The sequence below is a fragment of the Actinomadura luzonensis genome, assembly GCF_022664455.2.
Lineage (GTDB): Bacteria > Actinomycetota > Actinomycetes > Streptosporangiales > Streptosporangiaceae > Nonomuraea > Nonomuraea luzonensis.
This window is the reverse complement of record NZ_JAKRKC020000002.1, coordinates 112679-136740: the sequence shown is the minus strand read 5'-3', so window position 1 is coordinate 136740 and position 24062 is coordinate 112679. Positions and strand designations below refer to the sequence as shown.

Genomic DNA, 24062 nt, shown 5'->3' with positions numbered 1-24062 from the left:
CCAGCGGAGCTTGATCGGCTCAAAGATCAGGAGGGCGATGGGGTTGCAGGCTGTGCGCCGCGGCCTGGCGGGGAGCCTGGCGCCATCGCCTCGAACGAGTCATACCACTCGGGCCAGCCACGGTTCCAGAACTGGCGACCTCGCGTAATCAAGTGTCGCGTGTTCGCGCGCTGTGAAGCTGTCAAAGTCACGGGGCGTAGTGGCCAGCGGATGGGTGGTGCCGCTGGACATCAGGCCGGGCGGCGTCTGCTTCCTTCTGGTGTGAACGTGAAGGTGTCCTCGAACGCTCCTGTCCCGGAGCGGACGGCCAAGAGGACGGGTTCGTCGTAGATGGGGTGCCAGGTCGTTTCGGTTGGCCGGGAGGTCCCGTTCCAGAGATGTAAGAAGATGATCGGTTCCCTTGCCTGTGCGGTCATGTAGGCGAGTGTCTTGCCATATAGGGGGTTGGTGCCGCCGAGAAGAACGGAAGGCGGGCCGAACTCCTCTCGCACTTCGGTGAGTGTCCGGTCGCGAGCAGCCCAAGCGATGAGTTTCCGGCGCAGGGACGCATGATCTTCGCTTGTCAGGGTTCTGTCGGCCTGTAGCCACCCGGCATCGTGGGCGAGCTCGGCGTAGATCGAGGCGACGCCGTCGTCGCAGGGATGGGGCAGGACGGTGGCGAGCGCTCCGGTCACGCCGAGGGAGTTGAAGGCGCCCCGCGCTTCCAGGGACTGCAATGCCTGTGCCCACTTCGTCTCTTGGTGTTCGGCGTAGGCCAGGTGATCGAACAGGAGGCGCAGGGCTGTCTCGCCTCCGAACATGCCGGGCCGGCGAAGCGCCTGGTTGAGATGGTCTTTGAGGTAGGTGCGAATCTCGGCCGCCGAGCGTGGCCCGGGAAGGGTCGTCATGATGCTCATTCCATGTCGCGGTGGTCAGGCGTGGGGGTGTTCGTCGACTGGGGCGTATCGGCTCCAGGGACTTCCGGCTTCGGTCGCGACGCGGCTGGTCTGTTCGTCGCTGTAGCCGAGCATCCGGGCGATCACCGCAGCCGGCGCCTGGAGGACGAGTTGGCGAAGTGCGGCGGTCCTGTCGCTGAATATGGGGATCTGGTGATCGCGAAGGCGTCGTTCGATGGCGTCGGGCGTCATGGGCTGTCCGCCGCGGCGGCCGGGGAAGAGCCAGCGAGAGTTCTGGTTGGTGGCCGTAATCAGGTTGAGACGCTGGTCAAGCGGCCAGCGGCACCCCGGCGGCGGCCAGCGTCCGCACCTGCACCAGCCGCAGCAACTCGGCCGATCCGTACCTGCGGTAGCCTCCGGCTCCGTCACCAGACCAAGCTTGTGGTAGTGCCGCACCGTCTTCACCGTGATGCCGACGAATGCCGCCGCCTGCCCGATCGTGACTCCGTTCATCTGCACAATCCTGCCTTGTGCTCGAGTTCGGCGACCGAGCAGACCACCGCCGAGCATGTGGACGGGCCTCGCCGAGCTGGTCGGGCTCGGTGTGGCTCCGGTTCGCGTTCTGCCTGATGCACGGCCGGAAGAGGGCGCCTCTTGAGGCGTGCGGGTCAGAGGTGCTCAGCCCGTCGGCTGAGCGGGATCGGCCTGCCCACCGCCGAACACCTCGTTGAGGAGCCTCTGCTGGGCCTGCTGGAACACTGCTGCGATGGACAGGTCGGCGTCGTCCACGCAGTTCAGCGCGGCGCTCAGCGTCTTGCAGCCGTCGGGGCTGCTGTACATCAGCGCCGCGTGGCCCACTGCGGCGCCATTGTGGGAGATGACGGTGCCGCCGTCGGCCGTGGTCAGCACGAACACTCCCAGGCCGTAGTCCATGTTCGGGATGCCGGTCGGGCGCGGGGTGCACATCTCGGCCAGCAGCTCGGCGGGGAGAAGCTTGCCGCCCAGCAGCGCGGAGATGAACGTGTGCAGGTCCTGGGTGGTCGAGATCATGTCACCGCCGGTGGAGATCCAGGAGGGGTTCTGGCAGGTGATGTCGATGGTCTTCTGCTCGCCGGCGTCGGCGTACCGGTAGTAGGCGTGGGCGTGCGGGGCGGGGATCTCCGGTGAGGCGTCCGGCACTATGGTGTGCGACAGCTTGAGAGGCCCGAGAATCAGCCGCTGCATCTCCTCGGCGTAGGTGCGGCCGGTGACCTTCTCAATCAGCAGCCTGGCCAGCACGTAGTTGGTGTTGGAGTAGCTCCAGCCCGCCCCCGGCTCGAACCGCGCCGGCTTGGACAGCGCCAGCTCCACCAGCTCCTGCGGGCGGTAGGTCTTGAGCCGGTTGTTCACCCACTCTTTGCCTGTGGTGCCGTAGGGGATGGCGACCCCCGGTACGACCGTCCCGTCGTCGTAGACCTCGCCGCTGAAGTTGAACAGCCCGCTGGTGTGCTGCAACAGCATCCGTACCGTGATCCGCGAGTCCAGCCCGAACTCGGGCAGATAGTCCGCCGCCGAGGTGTCCAGCCCGATCCTGCCCTCGGCCACCAGTCGCAGCACCAGGGCCGCGGTGAAGGTCTTGGTGTTGCTGCCGATGCGGACATACCCGTTGATCGGCGGCTTGGCGGTCCCGCCCAGCTCGGCCGCCCCGGCGCTGCCGGCCCACTCGCCCCGCTGATCGTGCACGCGCAGCGACACCCCGACGAAACCGGACTCGACCACCTCCTCGATCGCCTTCTGCAGCTCCGGGCGATCCTGCCCGGCCGCGGCGGGGCTCGGCCGGCCCTGGTGCGTCTGGGCGGTTTCGACAGCGACGAGGACGGCGCGGCGGAAGTTGCCGGCCTCGGCGGGATCCTGCTGCTTCAGGAGGTTCATGGCCGCGGTCAGGGCCGGCAGCACGCGGTCGGCGATCTCGGCCACGGACTTGCCGGGCAGGTCCTTGCCCTTGGGGTAGCCGGCGAGCACGTGCCCAATCAGGCCGGTGGCCGTGGCCAGCGCGATGCTGCCGTTGGTGGCGATCTTGTGAGGGCTGCCGGCGGCATCGGCGGCGGCCATCAGCGACACGGCGCCGTACGCGGCAATCCGCAGAGTCCTCTTGTCCTGGTCGGAAAGGATGATCGTCATGGTGGCCTGTCCTTCGCATCCGTTATGTCCGGGTCGGTGTCGACCCGCTGCGCTGAGCTTCCACCCCGACCTCAGGTCAACCTCAACCGTGATCTAGCTCACAGCCACTTCGGCGACTTGAGACAGCTCCGGAAACAGGACACAGTCTCCACCGGGCGGCAGTCGCATCTCGCGCGTTCCGGTGGTGTTCCGCAAGACGATCCCCCACCGGAACACCCGTCGCCCGGGAGAGCGCCCCAGGTCAGGGCGTTCCGTGTAGGTGTTCCGCGAACTGGTCCGGTGAAGGCCCCCTATCCGGAACGCTGGAGCGCGTGAACGGAGCCCGCGTCGGCTACGCCCGCTGCTCCACCGACGAGCAAGACCTCATGATCCAGACCGAGCGGCTCCTGACCCTCGGCGTCCCCGAAGACCGCATCTACATCGACCGCGGTTTCTCCGGCACCACCCGCCGCAACCGCGCCGGCCTGGACCAGGCGCTGGCCGCCATCTGGAACGGGTCGGTGTTCACCGTGGCCGAGTTCGACCGGTTCGCCCGCGGGTCCTTCCGGCGCGGCCTCCCTGCGAACCACACGGGCACGGATGCAGCCCGGCCGTGATCGCGCTGTGGATGCTGGAGCGACCGGTGAGATGGTGCCCGGCGACGGCGATCTCCGTATCCGGAAGTCTTCGGGAACATCCGCTCACCTCACGACAGCGGTGCCCCGCAGCGCAGGGGCGTAGTCGCGGTCAGCTAGGTTTACGCGCGTGGAGGCACCAGGACACGACCCGGCGGGACGATGACCATATTCGGAAAGAAATCGCTCAACATACTGGCCGGCGCTGTAGAGCGTGTTCTCGCCGAGCGGGACTACTCGCTCGTTCGGGATCCGGAGCTGGCCGAACGCGCCCGCCGCCTCGCCGGCACCCTGACGGACGGATGGCCTGACGTCGAGTCCTGTTTCATCGTGGCGCAGTTCATGTGGCACCGCTTCGCCGCGCTCGGCCCGAAGGGCCGTGGTGAGCGGGATATCGCGATCCAGTTATTCGCCCGTTGCCTGATCCAGGGTGACAAGCCACTGCCGAAGGGAATCCTGCCCGACATCGTCCCCATATCCTTTGATCTCGCCGTCGATTTGCTGCAGCGGTCTGCCAACGCGCGAAAAGCACCCCCCGTCGATCAAGTCGTCGACGCATGGCGACGACTTGAGAGCGTCACCTCCGATGAGTACCCCGAGCGGGCAATGGTGCTGGCCAACCTGAGGGTCGCACTCCTGATGCGGTTCGGGACGACCGGAGACATGGCCGATCTGGACGAGGCCATCATCGCCGGCAGGCAGGCAGTGGATGCGGCCGCCGCCGATGATCCCGATCGGGTCAGATATCTGATCTATCTCGGTGACACGCTGCAGATGCGGATCAAGCGGGCCGAGGGAGCTTCGGATGTCGATGAGATCGTCGAGGTGTGGCGGGAGGTGCTGCGAGCCCTTCCCGGAGACTCTGCCGAGCGGCTGAGGATACTCAGCCGATTCGGTGCAGCGTTGCTCATGCGGTTCGCGCGCGACGAAACCGAGACGGAGGCTGACCTTGACGAGGCCATCGCCGTCTATCGGCAAGCGGTGCAGGCCGTTCCGGCCGGCCACCCCGACCGCGATAAGCATCTGTCCAATCTCAGCACCGCTCTGGAGATCCGAGCCGAGGTGAGCGGAGAAGCAGCCGACAGGCAAGAAGCTAGGACGGTCCGAGAAGAGGCAGCGAAAGCGACGACCGTTTCACCTGGAAAGGCCGACGCCGTGGACGGGCCTGACGACCCGTCCGGCCTTCAAGGAGGTGCCGCACCGGCAGAAACGAGTCGCGGGCGGCCCTGGACGGAACGGCCCGAACGCCCCGCCCCTGCGACCCAGCCGACTATGAGGCGTCAACAGCGCAAACGCCAGTCACGCCGGCAACGCCGCAGCGGCTCCTGACCAATAGCGGCCCCACCCCGGGAGCCCCACGATCACACGCGCGCTGCAACCGGACCGGACCGTACGCCAACGACCCCCGTACCGAACCCACTTGACCCCCATCCGACCTGCGGGAAGGCGTTTGCCGTACGGTCCGGTTCCGTTGCAGGTGCCGCCCCCAAGGCCCAAAAGCCGCAATGCAACATCAACAATGTTGTGGCCCCACTCGGGTCGGTGCAACCAGCCCCAAAGTAGCGCTCAGTAATCATGCTCACGGACTGTGTTTACGGAGTTCGCTAGCTCATGGCCATGGCAGCCTGCCTCACGGGCACCTGATGGACCAGTGAGTACGGCGACGGGGTGCCAGGACCTCGGTGACCTTGGCGATGGCCTCGGCGCCGAGTTTGACGTAGCGCATGGCGGTGCGGGGGTTCTTGTGCCGGGTCTTGCCCGTGATGAGCTGCAGCGGGACTTCGGCCTCGCCGAGGTGGGTGGCGGCACTGTGGCGCAACTGGTGCAGGTCGAGGCCGGCGTAGGTTGTGACCTTGAGCGCTCGGTGGGTCTGGCGCACTTGTTGGGGAGCGATCACGTCGAGTGATCAGTTCAGCAGGGCTATCTTTCTGAGGAGGTCGTAGTTGGCCCGGCCGAACATGAGCCTCTTCAGGAATTTGATCTTTATGTGGAATCTGTCTTGTCAAGCCATGCCGATCTGTCGCGATCAGTCGGGTGCCGGATCCCCGAGCAGGATGACCTTGCTGACAACGGGATCGAAGCCGAGGACCGGGTCTTGGCTTCCACCTTCCGGAGTCATCAGCACTGGCTTGCCGAGTTCGCTCCCGATCGCCCGCAGGAAGTCGCAGAGTGTGTCGACTCCTTCTTGACCTTGCAGTTCACGAAGGTCGACATCGAAGTCGATCTCAGTCTCCGACATGAGCCGGAAGATCGCGAGCACGCCCGGAGCAGGCCAGACTCGCAGCGAGACCGTCTCAGCCTCAGGTGGACGCGCGAGCACTTCGGCGGCGGTGGGCAGCGGCAGCACCGTGTCACCTTGCGAGTACTGCCACTGCCATCCACGCGTTCTGACCAAGTCCAGGACGGTCTGCCAGTCCTCGACGGTGGCGTCCGGGACGAAGAGGTCCGGCAAGGCGCCCATCAAGTCGGGATCGAAGAATTCCCTGACCTCGTCCCATCGGAGATCCGTCATGCCGTCATGCTGCCTGGTCGCGGGGGCCTGCCGCAGCTTGATTACGTCGGCTTCTGGTTGACAGCGATGATCGGAAGCAGCGTCGCCTGGAGCGGAACACCGATCTGCCGTGGGGTCGCGCCGGACGGCGTGGGGATGTCGGCGAGACGTTCCAGAAGCTGGTCAAGGGCGGCCTGGCCGTCGTCGACCGCGGCGCGCTCGTAGTCGGTGAGTGGGACGTCGGCGAGCATGCGCTGCAGAGGTTGTCCTTGGCTTCCAGCAGCAGCGCTTTGGAGGAGTCCTGGGGGTGTAGAAGTCGCATTTGGCGCAGGCCATGCGGTGCGGGCACTGTTCTGAAGAAGGTGTAGTTGCAGAATCCGTGTCCCAGGTCGTAGTACTGCCACGGCTCGCCGGCGGCCGCGGCTCCGCTCTCGACTGCGGCCCGGTCGATGAGGACCTCGATGGTGCGGACGTTGCGTTGGAAGTAGCCCGCGTCGTTGTAGCCCTTCGTCAGCGTGGTCGGGGTGATCTTGGCGTAGAACTGGGTGGACTGCGGGGAGCGGTGGCCAAGCAGGCCGGAGGAGTAAGGCAGGCTGAGTCCAGCGAGGACGGCGTCGTAGTCGCGTTGGATGCCGTTGGCGAAGGTGTGCAGGTGGGGCAGGTCGTCGGCGCGGACGGCTCCCAGCCAGGCATGGGAGCAGGCCGCGCGGACCTCTTTGAGCTTGAGCTGCTCGCCGGCGTCGAGGTTGTCGGGGCGGCGCCGGATCCAGCTGGTGATGTGGCGGACCTTGGGCGGAGCGGGAACGGCCGGTGGCGCCGCCTTGCCCTTGTAGGGGGCCAGGTAGGCGTAGACCGTGGAGTAGCCACCGCGAAACCCTTGCTGCTGGATCTCCCGGTGCAGCTGGGTGATGTTGGTGCAGCCGGAGTTCCACCGCTGGTGCAGGTGGGGCTTGTAGTCGTCGAGCTTGCTCGGCCAGCCTGCCGTCAAGGCCGATGCGACCTCCTCGACGCTGCTCGCGTGAAAGTAGCGGCGGACTGTCCCGGGGGCCAGATTCAGCTCCCGCTGGATCGCGGCCAGGTGCTTGCCCTCGGCTTTCAGCGCCTGGACCTGCACATAACGCTGCCGGGTCCGGACCACCCGGGCCCGGCTCTCAGCATGATCAGCCGTCGCTTGCTCGGCCACCTGATCCGGGTCGGGCGCCTGCTCGGCGGCGTTCTGCTTGAGGGCGGCGTAATGCGTGGTGACGCAGCCGTGATGGGCGCCGACAATCTTCTTCACGTATTCGCCCAGGTCGTCCCACATGTGCCACCTGTCAGCGACCTGCTGGGCGTCGGGCGCCCCCTCACGAGCGCCTGTCGCGTAGCCGCCGGCCCGATCCCTGCAGATCACCTGGACACCGGGGTGCTCACGCAGCCAGCCGGCGAAGGTGACCGACTCCCGATCGGGCAGGATGTCGATGATCCGGTGGCCGTCCATGTCCACCAGGACGGTGGCGTAGGAACGGCCACGCCGCTTGGCGAAGTCGTCGACACCGAGCACGCCGACCTGGCCGATCTCGGGGTCGGGTAACGCCCTGATCAGCCGGATCAGCGAGCAGCGGGAAATCGCCGCGCCGACAACGGCCGCCAGCCGGGCTCCGGCACGTCCGGCCAGCGCCAGCGCGACGCGTTCCAGGAGACCATGCAGCCCCGCGGCACGCCGCTGCCGATGGGCAGTCAGCCCGCCCACCTGCTCCGCGAACGTCGCCACCGAGCAGGCAGGGTTATCGCAGATGAACCGGCGGACCTCCAACTCGACCCGAACTGTCGCCTGTCCCCACGCTGGCGAGAGTGACCTTGCCGAGCCAGAGCGGTGCGGATGGCCGCCTCGCCTGACCGGGCGGGCCGGGCCTCGCGGTTCACCGGAGGGGTAGTCATGAGGGGCAGTGGGCACGGCAACCATGCCCTTTAGGATCGGGGTGATCTTCGACGCCCCGGGTATCCTCTCCATTGCTGGACTCTCTTCCGGTAGAAGGGCAGTTCACGCAGCACTGACGGCCTCCTGTTGGCGCAGGGGGCCGTCTGCGGTTCTCATGAGAATCGAAGGCTGCCCACAAGCCGTCCTGGCCGTATATACCCGGCTCGCAGCGATCACCGTGCAACTCGGTGAGGATGCTCATGATCTCTACCGCAGGGTTACGAATGCCTACCCGCTTAACGGCCAAGCGGGCGATCACCCAACAAGAAACCCACCTCCGACGAACCGGCAGTCCAGAAGCGCTTGGTGACATAGGCAAGCGGCCGGTACCCGCCGAGCTCCACAAACACGTCGCTCACACCCACGACGAGTGCGCCGACCGCCACGTCGGCGACATCGGTTACCACCGCGAACGCGCCGCCCAGCACTGCCGGACAGCCGGCTCCTACGCCCAGTACGCCACCGGCAGCATCTTCGCCGTCAAACCCGCCGCGATGGACTGGGCCACCGCCGCCGCGCTGCCCGTCGCCGGCTTCACCGCCCGCCGGGACCTCGACCTGCTGCGCGTCGGCGACACCGACACCCTGCTCATCCACGGCGCGGCGGGCGCGGTCGGCACCGTCGCGGTCCAGCTGGCCATCGTCCACGGCGCCACCGTCATCGGCACCGCCTCCAGCGCCAACCACGACTACCTGCTGGGGTTGTCAAGCGACCTGGCTGGTCAGCCGTGTGAAGGTCTGTCAGGCACGTCAGGCAAGTGGAGCTCAGCATGCCCAGCATGGTGAGCTCCGGCGTGAAGGCATTCGAACGTGTGGAGAGCGATCGATCAGCGTTGATCTCGCTGCCTGTCGAAAGTTACGACTGCAGCTTGACCTGATCAGGTGCGGATGTGAGGGCGGCGACGGTGAGCGTCAGGTGCTGGGTCAGTACCTCGGTGGCGGTGTCGGCGTCGCGGGCCAGGGCCGCTTCCTCCAGGCGGCGGTGTTCCGCGGCGCCGTCGCGGTCGGGTGTGCGCTGCGCCGACCAGCGGCGGGCCAGCTCGCCGGCCGTCCATAGCCGGTCGAAGGTGTCCAGCAGCACGGGGTTGCCGCACCCGTCCAGCAGGGTCCGGTGGAAGACGCGGTGTGCCTCCGACCACGCGCTGGTGTAGTACTCGCCTTCCTCCGGCTCGTACGGCGGTGTGCGGGTCAGGCGGTGGTGGGCCGCGCGCACCCGTGCCTCCCAGTCGAGGTCGCCGCGCTCGATCGCCAGGCGCAGCATGACCGGCTCGATCGTACGGCGGGCCTCGGCGATCTGTTGCCACCGCCGGTCGGAGAAGTCGGGGACGGCGAAGCCGCGGTTGGGCAGCCGCACCGCGATGCCCTCGCCCACCAGCCGCACCAGGGCTTCGCGGACGACGGCCAGGCTGACCTGGTGCTGCTGGGCCAGTTGCTGCGGCTTGAGCGCCTCACCCGGAGCGTACTCGCCCCTCATGATCGATTCCTGAAGCCGGGTGTGAACACGCTCGGAGAGCATCTGTTTCGTCGAGGGGTCGGCCGTCCGCATCATGCCCTCAGGATAGACCATCTGCCAAATAATCGATTATTCGTGTTACAGTCGATGATGTGTGGACGGCGCCCCCGATGGCGCTGCCCACGTCTGCCGACCCATCGGCCGACACCCTCACCACCTGTTCGAAGGACCAGACATGAACAACCCCTTTGCCCGCCTGCCCCAGGTGCCCTCCTTCACCCTCACCAGCACCACGCTGGCCGACGGCGCCCCCTGGCCCGCCGAACAGATGTCCGCAAGCCTCCCGGGAGGCAAGGACATCTCGCCACAGCTGTCGTGGAGCGGCGCCCCCGAAGGGACGAAGAGCTACGCCGTCACGGTGTACGACCCGGACGCGCCGACCGGCTCCGGGTTCTGGCACTGGGCCGTGGCCGACATCCCCGCCACCGTCACCGAGCTACCCGAAGGCGCGGGCGACGACACCGGCACCGGCCTCCCCGACGGCGCCTACCAACTGCCCAACGACGCCCGAGTGGCCCGTTACCTCGGCGCGGCCCCGCCGGCGGGGCACGGCCCGCACCGCTACTTCGTCGTGGTGCACGCCCTCGACACCGAGACCATCGGCGTCCCGGCCACTGCCACGCCCGCCTACCTCGGCTTCACCATCACCGGCCACCTCCTCGGCCGCGCGGTCCTGACCGCCACCGCCGAGACCCCATGACCGTGACCCCGATCGAGCTCTCCGCGTCCGGCATCCACCTGTCCCGGGGCGGCAGGATCCACGCCGGTGCCCGGCCGGCGGACGCCGGGCGCGACGGCTGGCACCTGAAGGCGTTCCACGCCAGGACCGGCTCCGACGTCCACGCCGACCACTGGCACGTGAACACCGAGGCCGACGAGATCGTGTCCTGCGTCATCGGCAAGATCCGCCTCTACCTGCGTCCACAACGGCCGGGACGGCAAGGGGGTGGTGAGGAGGAGATCAGACTGACGGCCGGCACCGCCGCCATCGTCCCGCGCGGGCGGTGGCACCGGATCCAGCTCGACATCCCCAGCACCATCATGACCATCACTGCGTCATGTGGCGGCCGTTTGGAGAGCCGCGCCGACCCCCTCTGACGGCGCCTGCTCTCCGAAGGCGCACCTTCTGGTGACCGACGCCCTCCAACGGCACCCGCTCCTAGCTTCGCTCACCCGGCCGAGCAGGGAGCCCCGACGGAAACGGCCACCGCGCGATGCTCCGAGTACGACCAGGGCCCGGAAAGGCTGCCCATGCCACACATGCCTGGCGCTTCGAACGCACCCCAGATAACCCGGTCTCCTACGGCGACGGGCTCGTCGACCGCGTCCGCAGCCTCGCACCTCAAGGCATCGACGCGGTCTACGACATCGCCGGCCAAGGCGCGCTGCCCGACTCCATCACGCTGCGCGGCGGCACCACCGACCGCATCCTCACCATCGCCGATCCCGCCGGGCCGGAAGCCTGGGCATCCCCCGGTCGGCGAGCGTCCCGCCCGACGCCGCTCACATCCTCGCCGACCTGGCCGAACAGATCGTGGACGGCACCCTGCGGATCACCATCGCCGGTTTCGCTGCGTCGCATGGCTTCGGCGGCATCGGCCAGGGGCAGCGTGACGTAAGCCAGCCCGAACGCTACGGCCCCTGCACGGACGACAAACAGCGCTCGGCCAGGGCCAAGGTCGCGGGCCAGCCCCGCGCGTCGGCACCCTTCAGGTGACGATCCGCAGGACCTGTGCGGCGGCTACTTCTCACAAAGCCCGCCGACCCCCGAAATGGCGATGCTCACCGGAGCAGTGGCGTGCTCGAGGTCGGCATCGGCCGGGACGGGCGGGCGCTCGCGCGCCGAAGGCGGCTCGGACCCCCTCTGCAGAGCCTCCTGCATCCTCCAGGCCTGACGTGCAGGGGAGTTCTGCCATCCGCGCAGCCGACTTCTGATAGCGACACCGCCCTCAGCGTAGCTACCCGCCAGTAGAGTCCCGGAGCCCCTACCTGGCCGACCGGTTCGGCCGCCGCGCCACCCTGATCGGCGGCCTGCTCGCCACCGCCACCTGCCATGGGGCTGGCCGGCGACGTCTACCGGCCCGCCGCCTCGGCGCTGGTCGCCGAGACCACCCCGCCGCACCTGCGCGCCAAGGCATTCGGGCTCATGCACTGGGCGGTCAACGTCGGCACCGCCGCCGCCGGCGTCGTCGCCGGGCTCCTGGTCGTCCTGGACGTCACCACCAGCCTCGCCTTCGCCGTCATCGTGGCCGTCGGCATCCCGCGCGGCCACGACGCGGCCGCCGCCAGGTCCGCGCGCAACGGCTACGCGATCGCGGCCCGCGACCGGGTCCTGATGGCCGCGCTGGCCTTCCTGCTTCTCGGCCTGATCCTGTACCGCCCAGGCCTCCTACGCCCTGCCCCTGGCCCTGGCCGCCGGCGGGCTTCATCCCTCCCTGTACGGGCTGCTCATCACCGTCAACGGCGCCATCGTGGTGGTCTTCCAGCCGCTGTTCATCTCCTGGCTGTCGCGCCTGCCCCAGCTGCCCGTCCTCGGCGTCTCCATGACCGTGGTGGGCCTCGGCCTGGCCCTGACCGGCGTGGCCACCCGGCTTTGGCACTACGTGGCCACGGTCGCCGCCCTCCCCCTGAGGGCGCGCACGGCACGTACCAGGCGCTGTACGACTGGACCACCGCCATCGCCCGCTTCGCCGGCCCCGCCGTCGGCGCCGTGCTGTTCCAGGCGGGGATGTTGTGGTGGGCGTGCGCCGCGACCGGCGTCGTGTGCGCGGTGCTCGCCGTCACCCTGATGCCCGCCGTCGCCCGACGCTCACACGCCACGGCGCAGCCGCTCTGAACCGGAGAAGATCCCGGCCCTGCGCCCAGGGGTCTCACCTCAGCGCGACCGCTCCGAACCCGGAGGACCGCAGTCCTGCGCCCGGGATCCCCGCTCCAACCCGCGAAGCCCGGGAGTCAGCCCGCGAAGCCCGGGAGAGCCGGCGCAAAACCCCCGAGCCGGCCGCACCTGCGCCCGGGCGCGACGGCCCCTCATGTGGCCACCAGGAGGCCCGCCGGTGCAGGACACCTCTGCTCAGGGCTGGATGTTCTCCAGGTCCTCCAGGAGGCCGGGGTGCGCGGGCCGCCAGCCGAGGGCCTGGCGGGTGTGGGCGCTGGAGGCCGGCTGGTCCATGGCGAAGATCGGGCCGAACGGGCCGAAGCTCTCCTGCGGCGCCTGCTCGACCGGCAGCCCGAGCCGCCGCCCGATGACGGCCGCGATGTCGCGTACCGCGTCGCCCTCGTCGGCCACGGCGTGCCAGACCGTCCCGGCGGGCGCCGACTCCAGTGCCAGCCGGAACACGACCGCCGCGTCCAGGGCGTGCACGGCCGGCCAGCGCTGGGTGCCGTCGCCGGGGTAGCCGGCCACGCCGGTGCGGCGCGCCTGGTCGGTCAGCAGACCGGCGAACCCGCCCTTGCCGTGGTTGTGCACCGTGCGCGGCATGCGGACCGCCGTGGCGCGCACCCCGCGCGAGGCCAGCTCCAGCAGCGCGTTCACTGAGCGGCCGCGGCCGCCCACCGGCCCGTCGGTCGGCGCGGGGTCGGCCTCGGTGGAGGGACGGCCCGGCACCCAGGGCGTACCCGAGACCGTGACGATCGGGCGGCCGCTGCCGAGCAGCGCCTCGCCCAGGGCGGCCAGCGCGGCGCCCTCCTCGGCGATCGAGCGCGCCAGGGCCTCGCCGGTGCTGTAGTCGCTGCCGAAGGCCAGGCTGATCACGCCGTCGGACCGCGCGGCGCCGTCGCGCAGGACGTCGAGGTCGGCCAGTTGCCCGCGCAGCACCTGAGCGCCGGCGCCGGTGAGGGCTCGCGCTGAGTCGTCCGAACGGGCCAGCGCCGAAACGGTGTGACCGTGGGCGAGCAGCTCGGCGACGACGGCGGAGCCGATGGTGCCGGTGCCGCCGGTGACGAAGACGTGCATGGGACAACTCCTCAAGTGATGAGACCTTTGTCCCATCACCATACACAGCCGACGGGACACTTGTCCCATCACCTATGATGGGGGCCATGGCCCGATGGCAACCCGAGACGACCCAGCGACTCGTCATCGCCGCCGTCGACCTGTTCACCGAGCAGGGCTACGACGCCACCACGGTCGCGCAGATCGCCGAACGCGCCGGCGTCACCAAGAGCACCTTCTTCCGGCACTTCTCCGACAAGCGCGAGCTGCTGGTCGCCGGCCAGGAAACCCTCAGCCGGCTGCTCGCCGAAGGCATCGCCGAGGCGCCCGCAGGCGCCGGCCCCCTCGAGGCGGTCGCGGCCGGGCTGGAGCGCGCCAGCGCCACCATGGGGCCGGCCAACCGGGAGCTCGGCCCCCGGCTGCGGGCCGCCATCGCGGCCAGCACCGAGCTGCAGGAACGCGACGCGCTCAAGAGCGTCGGCCTGGCCGCCGCCATGACCGCCGCGCTCCTGGCCCGCGGCGTCCCCGACCCTACGGCGGAGCTGGCGGCCGAGCTGGGGGTCCTCGCCTTCAAACGGGGCTACGCGCAGTGGTCCGAGGGCGATCGCGACGATGGGCGCGGGCTCGCGCACCACGTACTGGCCGCCCTGCGCGAGCTGCGCACGGCAACGGCGGCACTGGGCTGACCGACCCGGCTCCGCCTGCGCATGATCGAGCGCCCGAGCGCGTCGCGTGCGGGCGCGTGAGCGAGTGAACGAGTGCGGCGGCCCGCCCTCAGCGTGCCGTGCCGCCGCGCCTTCAGTGCCGCCGCGTCACGGGCAGGGTCAGAGGCATGGGCAGGGTCACCAGCCTCCGGAGGATGCGTCGGCCACCAGCGCCGCGATCACCGCACGTCCGGACGGCACGCAGCGGGAGATCGTCACCGCGGCGGAGCACCAGCGCATCGTGCCCGGCCGCGCGGCCCCTCTGGACGACGTCGTCGTGCGCGCCACCCGCCGCTGACAGGAACCAAGAGCCAGGCGCCAGGCGCCCGGCTATGGCGGGCCGCCGGCGGTGAGCGCCCGTCGCGCGCGGCCGTGGAAGCGAAGGCCTGACCGCCACGACGACCGGCCAGGCCGACGCCCGCCCCGCGTGAGCCGGGGGCTCACCTGGAGGGGAAGCCGGGCGGCACGGGTGGCGGCCATGGTGGGCGCGGGGAACGCCCGCCGCGTCTACGACCTGACCGCCCCCGACCTTGACGCCGTCCCGCTCCAGGGCCGGGGGCCCCACGGTCTCACTCCGTCATCGACAACCGCTGGACGTCGGCGCCCTCAAGCTTGACCGGGTTGTCCGGCATCGCCGAATACGTGCCCGCCGAGGTGACGACGTACTTCGCCTGCTCCGGGTTAAGGAGCGAGGCCGGCGAGTCGGGATAGGTCTCCAGGAACAGCATGTACGTGACGCCCGTCCTCAACGGCGTCGCGTCCTCCTCCTCGTACGTCACGCCGTCCAGCGTGCCGCCGAGCTCCTTCACCTGGATGACCTGCCCGACCCGGGCCAGCCCCTTGCGCACCTTGACCACCTCGACGGAACTGACCGTCATGACCGTGGGCGGCCCGGCGGGCGGAGCCTCCGCGTCGGGCGTGGCCCCGGCGTTCGGATTCAGCTGCAGATCGGTCTCGGTGCCGTCGTCCACCGGTTCGACCTCCGTCATGACCCGTTTGGTCCCGGTCAGCCGGCCCTCGATCACCAGCTTGGCCCCGGCGAACAGCGCGTCCACGCTGTCGTAGGCCGGATAGTCGGCCGCGTAGATGACGTTCTTCTCCTGCGCCGCGCAGGCGGACAGCAACAGCACAGCCAGGGCGGCCACCCCGAGCCGCCGCATTCGAGCCTTCATCGACTTCGACCTCCGTTCTCCTCGTGAATGTCGTCGGGCGGGGCCGGTCAGTAATAGGCGTTGACGTCCGAGACGTCATGCGACTGCGGTTTGGTCATCGTGTCGCGATTCCTGCTGCTGTTCATGATGGAGGTGGTGCTGTTGTGCGCGAGATTCAGCGCATGCCCCAATTCGTGCACGAAGACGCCGGTCACGTAGTTGGAGAAATTGCTCGCGTCCCGGTTGATGGTGCGGCTGTTCAGCTTGATGTACAGGCAGCTGTCGCCGCATCGGGTGTAGTGCCCGTACCAGGTGTTCCGGTACGACTTCACGGTGATCGTCGAGCCGGAGTTCCGGTTCTTGTAGATGTTGGCGGGGGAGGACGTGGCGTTCCAGTTGGCCAGCGCCTTGTTCATCGGCTTCTGCCACGTGTCGTTGTAGTTGTAGGGGTAGATGCCGATGCTGGCGATGAGCTGGCCCGTCCCGTTCCAGTGTGCGGACGCGGGGGTCGCGCCGATGCTCACGCAGACGATGCCGGCGAGAATCGCGGCCAGCAGCCGCGAGGCTTTTCTTTTCGCGTTCCGGGCGCGGAGGTCTGACAATGCCACGATCACTTCGATTCTTCTCGGGCAGGGCGGAACAACGTGACGGATGGAGGAATTGCGCGGCCACCGGTCGCGCCCGGACGGGCGGCCGACGCGGTTTCGCCGAGGCGTTCTTCCTATGGGCGGTTCACGTCAGCGGAAACCGTTTGCACGCTGCGACGCTACTCGACGCGCAGTTTACGCACAAGATCAACGCAGAGTTCCGTAAACCATCGTCTCCGTCATATCGGCCAGTCCTCCCAGGTGCGCGGAACCTGCCCGGACATCGAGGAACCAAGGTCGGTCCCGAGGAGAGGGCGGTGCTCGCGGAGCTGCGCGAGATCGCCGCCCAACGTGCCAGAATGATGAAGATATCGCCGCCGAGATGGAGAAGCTGAAACCCCGGCAGGAGCCGTCCGATCAGGCACGGACGGCCGCCAGGGTAGCGGGGCGGCGCAAGAAACTGCCGGTGCTGCGGCGCCATCCCGGCACCGGCCGGCCTGGTCCGCGAGCGGGCGCCCTTCACCTGCTGCGCCTTGCTGACCCTCCCGCCGCCTGACCGTCACGATCGGGGGCGCCGAAGGGGGGCACTACCCTCCGGCATCCGGGGGTCTTGGCATCACTGACCGGCGGGAAGCACAGGTCCAAGTGGTCGTTGCTCCCGAAGCAACGCTCGTTCAGGGCCCATGACACGTTTCTTACCAGCACCTCACAGCCACGGTCCTCAGGTACCTGGACATCATGAGGATCGAGAACGGAGAGGCGAAGCTGCCGGCGGCGCAGCTTGGTCCGAAACCGGGGCGATTCACTGCCCAAGCGGTGCGTGGAAGCGCTCAAGGCGCACAAGGAGCAGCAACGGAGGGACAAGCAGGCAGAAGGCGGCAAGTGGCAGGATCACGGGCTCGTCTCGCCTCGCTCGTCGGCACGCCGCTCGATGCGCACAACGTGCGTCGCGCTTTCCGGGCCATCGTCAAGAGCACAGGGATGCCGGCGAACTACTGGACGCCCCGAGAGATGCGGCACAGCTTCGTCTCGCTGCTATCCGACTCAGGCGTGCCCCTTGAGGACATCGCCCGGCTCGTCGGTCACAGTGGGACGGCGGTCACCGAAGCGGTCTATCGCCAGCAGATCCGGCCCGTCCTCCTGCAGGGCACTGCGGCGATGGACGTCCTCTTCGGCCAGTAGTCACTCAGTTGGTCACCCGGCAATGCGAAAGGGTGCCACTCGAAAGAGTGACACCCTGCTCGACCAGCGTCGATCTGGTCGGGACGACAGGATTTGTACCTGCGACCCCATGACCCCCAGTGGTGTAACCGGCGTCCGCCGCGTCTGGTGCGTCCGCCCGGTCCAGGTCAGGACCTTGATCAATCTTGTGCGTCCGCCGATTCCGGCCCCGTCCGGGACAGTCTGTGAGACGAGCGTGAGACGGCATGCGAGCCTCAGCGCCTCACTCTGCCGCACGGGCCTCATTGTCCGGCGATTCGTCGGATGCAAGACTCTCCGGTCTAACCGCAAAGTCCACCGTGGCGACCTCGATGCCCCCAACATCAAGGGCCCACTGGTAGACACGGCCAGCCAGCAGGGGCAAGGGCGGTATCGAGAGAGCAAAACTGAGGTTGAGGGGGATCTGTCTGCTCAATTCATCTGCTGGTTGCACCTGCTGCAACGCGAGGATGCCTTCGAACTGGGGAGCTCGGTTCTGTCCGGTTTCATCGAGAACCCGAACTTCTTCGCGATCTCTAGTTAGAAGACGGAGACGAAACTTGATCTGGTCTCCCACCTCGTCCCATGGGATACGCAGGAAGCCAGCGACAGCAGAAGGCGGAACCTTCGGACCTGTAAGAGACCATCCAGCGCCCAACATGTGCACCTTGCCGGACCCTTTGTCTGTCGAGGCGGAGTCCGCCAGCACGAGAAAACCGTCGATCACAGTACCGCCTGCTTCAGGTCAAGGCTGAACGTCCCCGTCGTTGCCCCTCGGCTTCCCGAGAACCCTGCCGGCTTCAGCCGCAGCTGCACGGGAACTGAGCTTGTTGTGGACGGGGCATCGGACACGCTCACCGCGTGGACGACCTCCACTCCGATGGCGAGCGCGTATCGACGGATAGTCGAGAGGTGGGGATCGCCGCCAAGCCGTTCGAAGTCTGAGACGGCCGGCTGACTCCGCCCCATCCGTTCGGCGACATCGGCCTGAGTGAGCCCGCGTTCCTTCCTGATCCTGACGAGTGTCTCGATCAACCGCATGTCGCGGTCGATGGCGGCGTTCTCGCGCTGCACTTCCGGATCATCCAGGTCAATCCCTAGCAGTGCTGCAACGTGAGGGTCCATCACAGCCCACCTCCTCTTATCGGCTTCACCTTATATTCTGCGCAGCCAGTCGGCTAGACGATCCCGCGCCAGGGTAATGACTCTGTTCTGGGCGCCCTGACTCCCCTTCATGTGGAAGGCCAGCCCCAGTAGGAGATGCTCACCCCTTGGACCGCGCGCGAAGTACAACCGGTACTCGTTACCGACGTACGTCAGCCGAGCCTCGAACAGCCCTTGTCCGAGTGCCCTGGTGTCGCGAGGCAAGGCGCGGTTGTGCTGAATCCTCCACATGAGGGATCCCAGCTCCCTCTTCGGGGGGTCGTCTCCTAGAACGTCCTGTATCTCTTCGCTGACGACTCGACGCCCGGCCTCGGTGCAGTAGAACTCCCACACAGCATCAGGCGTCTCCGCCACGTTGCACCATCCGAGATCGCCAGGTGGCCAGCAGGAAGCTACGAATCTACCGACCTACCAGAGCTTGGCTCGTGCTTGCGAGCTGCGAAATGGTCACAACAGGTGTTCCGCTGCCGCACGAGTGTGACTCAGATAGGGGTCGCGCCGACTCTGAAGCTCGGCAGTCACACACTTAGGGTGACAATTTGTCAACGAGTAGCTACTTTACGTAGTCATGTTGGTGTGGCACGCGGACGGCGGAACACTCGCCAAGCGGGTCTACATCCACCCCGATGTGACGCACCTCAAGGTCGCATCGGAACAGCTCGACGCACTGCTCGGCTGACCGATCACCGAATGTGAGAAATTGTGAGACGGGAAACAGAAAGGGCCCCGACTCACGGAGTGAATCAAGGCCCTGACCTGCTACAACCAGTCGGGACGACAGGATTTGAACCTGCGACCCCTTGACCCCCAGTCAAGTGCGCTACCAAGCTGCGCTACGTCCCGGTTGTGTCGGCCGCCCCCTGCGGGGCGGGACGTCATAACCTTAGCGCACATCGAAGGTGCGCGCGCACACGTGAGGCGGGAGCGGAGGCGGTCAGGTGGGGCGTAAGCCGGCCATCGATCGGGAGGAGCTGGCGCGGCTGGTCGGCCGCGGGATGAGCGTGCAGGAGTTGGCGGGGCATTTCGGGGTCAGTGAGTCGGGGGTGCTGCAGGCCAAGCGGGCCGCGGGGCTGGCCAAGCCGATGATGGACCACAGCCGGGCGCTGCCGTGGAAGCTGGCGCGGGCGCACGTGCAGTCGGGGCCGGCGACCAACCTGCGGAACCTGTCGGCGGCGGCGCAGGGCAGGCCGCCGGCGGCCGAGAGGCTCAACACGGCGCTGCGGTGGGCGGAGCGGCTGGTGGCGACCGGGCTGGATGTCCGGTACGACGCGGTCGAGGGGTTCAGTGAGGTTCCGGCGGAGGGGGCCGGGTCGCATGTCGCGGCGGTACTGGCGGAGGCGCGGCGGGGCCTGGAGGAGGGGCGCGGCGGGGGTTGACAAGGGGGCGTGAGGCGGCGGCCGGAGGGGTCGATCCGGGGGTTTTAGTGGGGTTGGGCGAGTTTTACCTACCCGTTCGAGGGAAGTCGCTGGTCTCAAGAAAAGAGACCGGAGGCGAATATCATGACCACCTTTGCGTGGGTGGCCGTCGTCGTGGTCGCGGTGGTGGTGCTCGGCGCCGTGGGATATTTCGTGAGCCAGCGGCAGAAGCGCCGCAACCATCTCCGCGAACGTTTCGGCCCTGAGTACGAGCGCGTGGTCGCCGAGCACGACAACCGGCGCGAGGCCGAGCAGGAGCTGCACGCCCGCGAGGAGCGGCTGAGGGAGCTCGACATCCGTCCGCTGCCCCCGGAGGCGCGCGACTCGTACGCGAACCGGTGGACCGAGGTGCAGGAGCGCTTCGTGGACGCCCCGATGTTCGCGGTGACGGAGGCCGACCAGCTGGTCACGTCCGTCATGGCCGAGCGGGGTTACCCCACGGACGACTTCGAGCAGCGGCTGTCCGACCTGTCGGTGCGCCACGCGTCGACGCTCGACCACTACCGGGCCGCCCATGAGATCAGCGGGCGCGCGGCCAGGAAGGAGGCCTCCACGGAGGAGCTCCGCCAGGCCATGGTGCACTACCGCGCGCTGTTCGAGGAGCTGCTCCAGGAAACCACCCGAGGACGGTGAGAAGACATGAGCGGCAGTGACGAGCTGCGGGTGCCGCCGTCGCAGCGCGCCGACGGCGGGCCGGGCGAGGACGACATCACCACCCGTGAGGCCGACGACGCCACCACGCGCGAAGCCTATGAGCGCGGGTACGAGCAGGGGTTCGTGGAGGAGAGGCGGCAGGACCTTCACGGCCGCCCGCCCGCCGCTGACGCCGATGAGCGGGTCTACCCGGTCGAGGGCGAGCGGCAGGCGGTGGATGACGGGCCGCGGGGCGGGGTCGCGGCGGACGATGACGACGAGTTCGTCCGCAGTGAGCAGACGACCATGCCGTCGCCGCCCCCGCGTCCAGGCGCCACGGACGCAGTGGACGAGGTGGGCACGGCTGACGACGACAGGTCGCCCTACCGCGATCCGCACGACAACGACGACGACAACGACGACGACAACGACGACAACCACGGCGACAGCGACGTGGCGGCGGGTGTGCCGGTCGAGGCGCCGGCGCATGCCGCCCCCGCCGACGTCGCCCTGTTCGACCAGGACCCGGCCGAGGTGCAGTCGCGCTGGCGCGATCTGCAGGCCGCCTTCGTCGACGACCCGGGTGACGCCGTGCAGCGCGCCGACGGCCTGCTGGGCGAGGTGGTGGAGTCGCTGACCAGCAGCCTCACCAGCCGCACGTCCGCGCTGCGGGAGCGCTGGAAGGACGTCGAGTCCCCGGACACCGAGCAGCTCCGGCTGGCGCTGCGCGAGTACAGGAACGTCCTGGAGCGTCTTCTGGCGCTCTCCTCGGCCCCCGGGACCACCGGCTCCCAGACGGCCGCGTACGGCTCGCAGAATCAGGGATGAGGTGAGATGACATGCTCGCGGTAGTCGCAGCCATCATATTCGGGCTGGGATTCCTGCTCGACCTGGTCGGCGTGAGGATCCCCGGCGGGTTCTCCGGCATGACCTTCGCGCTGCTGGGGCTGTGCCTGCTGGCGCTGCACCAGGCAGGCGTCGGCACGGCCAGCATCCGAGGCGGGTACAGCAACTGGCGAGGGCGTGCCCGGCGCTGACCAGGCCGGCCCGAGCCCGACGAAGAACGGTCCCCGGCACGATCTCCGTGCGGGGGGCCGTTCCGTATATAGCGATCCGCATATAGCTAGCCGCATATAGCGATCTGTGACGGCGGATCCCGGGTGGCCGCTACTTGCCGGGGAAGCGCATGATGACGGTGCTGCCGCCGCTGCCCACCCGCAGGGTCAGGTCGCTGGACAGCAGCCTGGCCACCCACAGCCCCATGCCGCCCACCGCGCCGGGCATCGGCCCCGGCTTCCACGACCCCTCGTCGTGCACCTCGACCACCAGGTCGCCGGCGACCGTCCAGGTGCGCAGGACGGCCTGGTCGGCGCCGTGGGTGACGGCGTTGGTGGCGACCTCGTTGACGGCGATGACGAAGTCGCCGATGGACTCCTCGGGCATGCCGGCGTCGCGCGCGCCGTCCTCGGCGAACTGGCGGACCCGCGGCAGGTCAGGCAGCCTGAACCGCAGCCTTTTCACGGGCGCGCCGGGTGGCGGGCTCGTGTAGCCCGACTGAGGCTCGACGTCCTCGTTCACCCGGCGTCCTTCTTCTCAACCCACCAGCTCGGTGCGTAGCTGGTCCAGCACTTTCCTGAGGATGCGCGAGACGTGCATCTGCGAGATCCCGAACTCGGCGGCTATCTCCGCCTGCGTCATGTTGCCGAAGAACCGTAGCAGCAAGATGTGCTTCTCGCGCGACGGGAGCGCGTCGATGAGCGGTTTGACGGCTTCCCTGTCGACCATCGTGCTCAACGTGTCGTCGTCCTCGGGGATGACGTCGCCGAGCGAGGCGGCGTCGTCGTCCGTGCCGAGCGGCGCGTCGAGCGAGAGCGTGCTGTAGGCGGCGGAGGCGTCGAGCGTGAGCAGGACGTCCTCCTCGGTGATGTTCATCTTCGCGGCGAGCTCCGCGACGGTGGGCGACCTGCCGAGGTCCTGGCTGAGGTCGGCGACGAGCCTGTTGAGCTCGGAGCGGCGCTCCTGGTACAGGCGCGGCACCCTGATGGCCCAGGTGCGGTCGCGGAAGTGCCGCTTGACCTCCCCGGTCATGGTGACGACCGCGTAGCCCCTGAACGCGTGTCCGAGGCTCGCGTCGAAGCCGTTGACGGCCTTCATCAGGCCAACATACGCGGCCTGGAGGAGATCCTCCAAAGGCTCGCCCCGGTAGCGGTAGCGCCGGGCGATCTCCATGGCGAGCGGCCGGTGCATCTCCACGATGCGTTCGCGGAGCCGCTCCCTCAGGCTGTCGGGGGTGTCCTCCCGGGCCATCTCGGCCAGGAGCTCTTCTGCTGACATCTCCTCGAGGACGTATTCCTGCACAGCCATGCGCTGCTCCTCTATGGACGCAGGCGGCCTCCGCGGTGCAAGAGAAAAAGCCCATGCAGAGGCACGCCTCGCTCTACTCTCGAGACGAAAGCCCGCTGCTGGACTTCGGCTCCAGTGTCCCCCATGGCGCCGGAAGTATTCCTCCCTCGCGCGGTGACAGTAGGGTTGCTGCGTGACAATGCCGGAAAACGGCGACGGGACCGCGGCGGCCCTGAGCCTTACGTCGTCGACCGTCGACGGGATCACCGTGATCCGCGTCGACGGCGTGCTCGACGCGACCACGCGCGAGCAATTCGCCGATTACCTGTCGATGGCGGGCTCCGACGTGATCCTCGATCTCGCCGGAGTGACGTTCATGGACTCGCGCGCGCTCGGCCTGATCGTGCATCACTGGCAGACGAGCCTGTCCTCCGGGTCGAGGTTCGCCCTGGTGGGAGTGGAGTACTCCAAGTCGAAGGTGATGTGGATCACAGGGCTGGCGCAGCGCCTGCCGCTCTACGACACGCTGGACGACGCCCTGGCCGCCATCGGGTGAGGCCGCTCAGGAGCCGCCGGGTGAGCGGCGCGACTTGCGCTGGTGCTCCTCCACCAGGAGCCTGGCCAGGTCGGCCACCTTGACCTGGTGGTGCTGGGAGATGCGGCGCAGCTCCTCGAAGGCGGCCTCGGAGCTGACCCCGCTGGTCTGCATGATGATGCCCTTGGCCTGGTCGATGAGGGACCGGCCGGCCAGCGCCTCCTGGAGCTGGGCGGCGTCGGTGCGCACCTCCTCGAAGTCCCACATGTTGGCCATGGCCACGCCGAGCTGCTCGGTGAGCATGTCGGTGAGGGAGTGGGCGCCCTGCGGCGAGAACGCCCCGGGGCGCACGGAGTAGAGGCAGACGACGAGCTGGGCCTGGGCCACGTCGATGGGCACGGCCAGCGCGGCGCGCACGCCGAGCCGGGTGGCCAGGGCGTCGTAGCGGGGCCAGCGGCTGTCGGTGAGCACGTCGGACACCGAGGCGCGGGCGCCGCTCTTCCTGGCCTCGACGGACGGGCCCTCCCCCACCTCCCGCTCGCCCTCGACGAGCATGATGAGCTCGCTGTGCGAGCCGGAGACCAGCACCCGCTGGTCGCGCCAGTGCTCGGCGGAGGCTCCCGAGCAGCCCGGCACGCCGGCCGCGAGGGCCGTGGTGAGACCCCGCAGCACGCTCTCCATCGAAGTGTCCTCGCCCAGGCGGCCGAGCGCGGCGAGATCGCGGGCCAGGCCAGGGGTGATCAGCGCGGTCGATTCCATAGCGATAAGGCTCTACCCCATATGGCAACCA

The 24062-nt window shown here is 68.5% G+C and carries 31 protein-coding genes and 1 tRNA gene; 14 read left to right on the top strand and 18 right to left on the bottom strand.

Features of this window, described 5'->3' with window-relative positions; translation table 11 throughout:
* Positions 1-230 precede the first annotated feature (230 nt).
* The 3 genes from MF672_RS30790 to MF672_RS30780 form a co-directional block, all read right to left on the bottom strand.
* Positions 231-887 carry a hypothetical protein gene (locus MF672_RS30790; RefSeq protein WP_242370979.1) on the bottom strand — a complete coding sequence of 219 codons (657 nt, stop codon included), beginning with the start codon at positions 885-887 and terminating at the stop codon, positions 231-233.
* A 24-nt stretch (positions 888-911) separates the two neighbouring features.
* On the bottom strand, positions 912-1388 hold the full coding sequence (locus MF672_RS30785) for a MerR family DNA-binding transcriptional regulator (RefSeq protein WP_242370977.1): 477 nt from the start codon (positions 1386-1388) through the stop codon (positions 912-914).
* A 165-nt stretch (positions 1389-1553) separates the two neighbouring features.
* Complete coding sequence (locus MF672_RS30780; RefSeq protein ID WP_242370975.1) at positions 1554-3035, bottom strand: serine hydrolase domain-containing protein; 1482 nt, start codon at positions 3033-3035, stop codon at positions 1554-1556.
* A gap of 311 nt (positions 3036-3346) precedes the next feature.
* Here MF672_RS30780 and MF672_RS30775 point away from each other — a divergent pair, with 311 nt between their 5' ends.
* Both MF672_RS30775 and MF672_RS30770 read left to right on the top strand, forming a co-directional pair.
* A complete protein-coding gene (locus MF672_RS30775) occupies positions 3347-3631 on the top strand; it encodes a recombinase family protein (protein WP_242370972.1) in 285 nt (94 codons plus the stop codon).
* 180 nt (positions 3632-3811) lie between these two features.
* A complete protein-coding gene (locus MF672_RS30770; protein ID WP_242370970.1) occupies positions 3812-4978 on the top strand; it encodes a hypothetical protein in 1167 nt (388 codons plus the stop codon).
* 301 nt (positions 4979-5279) lie between these two features.
* Here MF672_RS30770 and MF672_RS30765 read toward each other — a convergent pair whose 3' ends face one another.
* The 4 genes from MF672_RS30765 to MF672_RS30750 form a co-directional block, all read right to left on the bottom strand.
* Positions 5280-5528, bottom strand: coding sequence for a tyrosine-type recombinase/integrase (locus tag MF672_RS30765; RefSeq protein ID WP_242370968.1), 249 nt, complete (start codon positions 5526-5528; stop codon positions 5280-5282).
* 147 nt (positions 5529-5675) lie between these two features.
* The gene (locus tag MF672_RS30760; protein ID WP_242370967.1) at positions 5676-6161 is read right to left on the bottom strand and encodes a hypothetical protein; all 486 of its coding nucleotides are present in this window, start codon (positions 6159-6161) and stop codon (positions 5676-5678) included.
* 4 nt (positions 6162-6165) lie between these two features.
* Positions 6166-8082 carry an ISL3 family transposase gene (locus MF672_RS30755; RefSeq protein ID WP_242370965.1) on the bottom strand — a complete coding sequence of 639 codons (1917 nt, stop codon included), beginning with the start codon at positions 8080-8082 and terminating at the stop codon, positions 6166-6168.
* A 251-nt stretch (positions 8083-8333) separates the two neighbouring features.
* Entirely contained in the window at positions 8334-8525 is a 192-nt protein-coding gene (locus tag MF672_RS30750) for a hypothetical protein (RefSeq protein WP_242370962.1), read from the bottom strand.
* Between the two features lie 66 nt (positions 8526-8591).
* Here MF672_RS30750 and MF672_RS30745 point away from each other — a divergent pair, with 66 nt between their 5' ends.
* Positions 8592-8882 carry an MDR/zinc-dependent alcohol dehydrogenase-like family protein gene (locus MF672_RS30745; RefSeq protein WP_242370960.1) on the top strand — a complete coding sequence of 97 codons (291 nt, stop codon included), beginning with the start codon at positions 8592-8594 and terminating at the stop codon, positions 8880-8882.
* Between the two features lie 70 nt (positions 8883-8952).
* Here the strand turns inward: MF672_RS30745 and MF672_RS30740 are convergent, their stop codons facing one another.
* Entirely contained in the window at positions 8953-9612 is a 660-nt protein-coding gene (locus MF672_RS30740; protein ID WP_301311244.1) for a GntR family transcriptional regulator, read from the bottom strand.
* Between the two features lie 172 nt (positions 9613-9784).
* On the opposite strand from MF672_RS30740, the gene MF672_RS30735 reads away from it, so the two are divergent.
* From MF672_RS30735 to MF672_RS30720, 4 genes are all read left to right on the top strand, one after another.
* Positions 9785-10309, top strand: a complete 525-nt coding sequence (locus tag MF672_RS30735; protein WP_242370956.1) for a YbhB/YbcL family Raf kinase inhibitor-like protein — start codon at positions 9785-9787, stop codon at positions 10307-10309.
* A complete protein-coding gene (locus tag MF672_RS30730) occupies positions 10306-10707 on the top strand; it encodes a cupin domain-containing protein (protein ID WP_242370954.1) in 402 nt (133 codons plus the stop codon). Before MF672_RS30735 ends, MF672_RS30730 begins: the two co-directional genes overlap by 4 nt.
* A 436-nt stretch (positions 10708-11143) precedes the next feature.
* On the top strand, positions 11144-11326 hold the full coding sequence (locus MF672_RS30725) for a hypothetical protein (RefSeq protein ID WP_242370953.1): 183 nt from the start codon (positions 11144-11146) through the stop codon (positions 11324-11326).
* Positions 11327-11662: 336 nt separating this feature from the next.
* Complete coding sequence (locus tag MF672_RS30720) at positions 11663-12445, top strand: MFS transporter (protein ID WP_242370950.1); 783 nt, start codon at positions 11663-11665, stop codon at positions 12443-12445.
* A gap of 234 nt (positions 12446-12679) precedes the next feature.
* Here the strand turns inward: MF672_RS30720 and MF672_RS30715 are convergent, their stop codons facing one another.
* Entirely contained in the window at positions 12680-13561 is an 882-nt protein-coding gene (locus MF672_RS30715; RefSeq protein WP_242370948.1) for an SDR family oxidoreductase, read from the bottom strand.
* A gap of 86 nt (positions 13562-13647) precedes the next feature.
* Between MF672_RS30715 and MF672_RS30710 the strand changes: the two genes are divergently transcribed.
* Entirely contained in the window at positions 13648-14226 is a 579-nt protein-coding gene (locus tag MF672_RS30710) for a TetR/AcrR family transcriptional regulator (protein WP_242370947.1), read from the top strand.
* A 587-nt stretch (positions 14227-14813) separates the two neighbouring features.
* On the opposite strand, the gene MF672_RS30705 is transcribed toward MF672_RS30710, so the two are convergent.
* Together MF672_RS30705 and MF672_RS30700 are read right to left on the bottom strand one after the other, a co-directional pair.
* Positions 14814-15416 carry a hypothetical protein gene (locus tag MF672_RS30705; RefSeq protein ID WP_242370945.1) on the bottom strand — a complete coding sequence of 201 codons (603 nt, stop codon included), beginning with the start codon at positions 15414-15416 and terminating at the stop codon, positions 14814-14816.
* Positions 15417-15463: 47 nt separating this feature from the next.
* Positions 15464-16009, bottom strand: coding sequence for a zinc metalloprotease (locus tag MF672_RS30700; RefSeq protein WP_242370943.1), 546 nt, complete (start codon positions 16007-16009; stop codon positions 15464-15466).
* Positions 16010-16720: 711 nt separating this feature from the next.
* Here MF672_RS30700 and MF672_RS30695 point away from each other — a divergent pair.
* The gene (locus tag MF672_RS30695) at positions 16721-17164 is read left to right on the top strand and encodes a tyrosine-type recombinase/integrase (RefSeq protein ID WP_242370941.1); all 444 of its coding nucleotides are present in this window, start codon (positions 16721-16723) and stop codon (positions 17162-17164) included.
* A gap of 262 nt (positions 17165-17426) precedes the next feature.
* Here the strand turns inward: MF672_RS30695 and MF672_RS30690 are convergent, their stop codons facing one another.
* The 4 genes from MF672_RS30690 to MF672_RS30675 form a co-directional block, all read right to left on the bottom strand.
* Complete coding sequence (locus tag MF672_RS30690) at positions 17427-17909, bottom strand: DUF6941 family protein (RefSeq protein ID WP_242370940.1); 483 nt, start codon at positions 17907-17909, stop codon at positions 17427-17429.
* Entirely contained in the window at positions 17906-18307 is a 402-nt protein-coding gene (locus MF672_RS30685) for a helix-turn-helix domain-containing protein (protein ID WP_242371208.1), read from the bottom strand. The genes MF672_RS30690 and MF672_RS30685 overlap by 4 nt, the downstream gene beginning before the upstream one ends.
* Positions 18308-18337: 30 nt before the next feature.
* Positions 18338-18700: a type II toxin-antitoxin system RelE/ParE family toxin gene (locus MF672_RS30680; protein ID WP_242370938.1), complete on the bottom strand. Its 363-nt coding sequence runs from the start codon at positions 18698-18700 to the stop codon at positions 18338-18340.
* 415 nt (positions 18701-19115) lie between these two features.
* A tRNA-Pro gene (locus MF672_RS30675) sits at positions 19116-19189 on the bottom strand.
* Between the two features lie 95 nt (positions 19190-19284).
* Here MF672_RS30675 and MF672_RS30670 point away from each other — a divergent pair.
* The 4 genes from MF672_RS30670 (at position 19285) to MF672_RS30655 (ending at position 21431) form a co-directional block, all read left to right on the top strand.
* A complete protein-coding gene (locus MF672_RS30670) occupies positions 19285-19722 on the top strand; it encodes a helix-turn-helix domain-containing protein (protein ID WP_242370936.1) in 438 nt (145 codons plus the stop codon).
* 123 nt (positions 19723-19845) lie between these two features.
* Positions 19846-20394 carry a hypothetical protein gene (locus MF672_RS30665; protein WP_242370934.1) on the top strand — a complete coding sequence of 183 codons (549 nt, stop codon included), beginning with the start codon at positions 19846-19848 and terminating at the stop codon, positions 20392-20394.
* 6 nt (positions 20395-20400) lie between these two features.
* A complete protein-coding gene (locus tag MF672_RS30660; protein WP_242370932.1) occupies positions 20401-21222 on the top strand; it encodes a hypothetical protein in 822 nt (273 codons plus the stop codon).
* A gap of 11 nt (positions 21223-21233) precedes the next feature.
* A complete protein-coding gene (locus MF672_RS30655; protein ID WP_242370930.1) occupies positions 21234-21431 on the top strand; it encodes a hypothetical protein in 198 nt (65 codons plus the stop codon).
* Positions 21432-21561: 130 nt separating this feature from the next.
* Here the strand turns inward: MF672_RS30655 and MF672_RS30650 are convergent, their stop codons facing one another.
* Together MF672_RS30650 and MF672_RS30645 are read right to left on the bottom strand one after the other, a co-directional pair.
* Entirely contained in the window at positions 21562-21972 is a 411-nt protein-coding gene (locus MF672_RS30650; RefSeq protein ID WP_242370928.1) for an ATP-binding protein, read from the bottom strand.
* Positions 21973-21987: 15 nt separating this feature from the next.
* The gene (locus tag MF672_RS30645) at positions 21988-22758 is read right to left on the bottom strand and encodes a SigB/SigF/SigG family RNA polymerase sigma factor (protein ID WP_242370925.1); all 771 of its coding nucleotides are present in this window, start codon (positions 22756-22758) and stop codon (positions 21988-21990) included.
* A gap of 178 nt (positions 22759-22936) precedes the next feature.
* On the opposite strand from MF672_RS30645, the gene MF672_RS30640 reads away from it, so the two are divergent.
* Positions 22937-23293: an STAS domain-containing protein gene (locus MF672_RS30640; protein ID WP_242371207.1), complete on the top strand. Its 357-nt coding sequence runs from the start codon at positions 22937-22939 to the stop codon at positions 23291-23293.
* Between the two features lie 6 nt (positions 23294-23299).
* Here MF672_RS30640 and MF672_RS30635 read toward each other — a convergent pair whose 3' ends face one another.
* Positions 23300-24031, bottom strand: a complete 732-nt coding sequence (locus tag MF672_RS30635) for a GAF and ANTAR domain-containing protein (protein ID WP_242370923.1) — start codon at positions 24029-24031, stop codon at positions 23300-23302.
* Positions 24032-24062 lie beyond the last annotated feature (31 nt).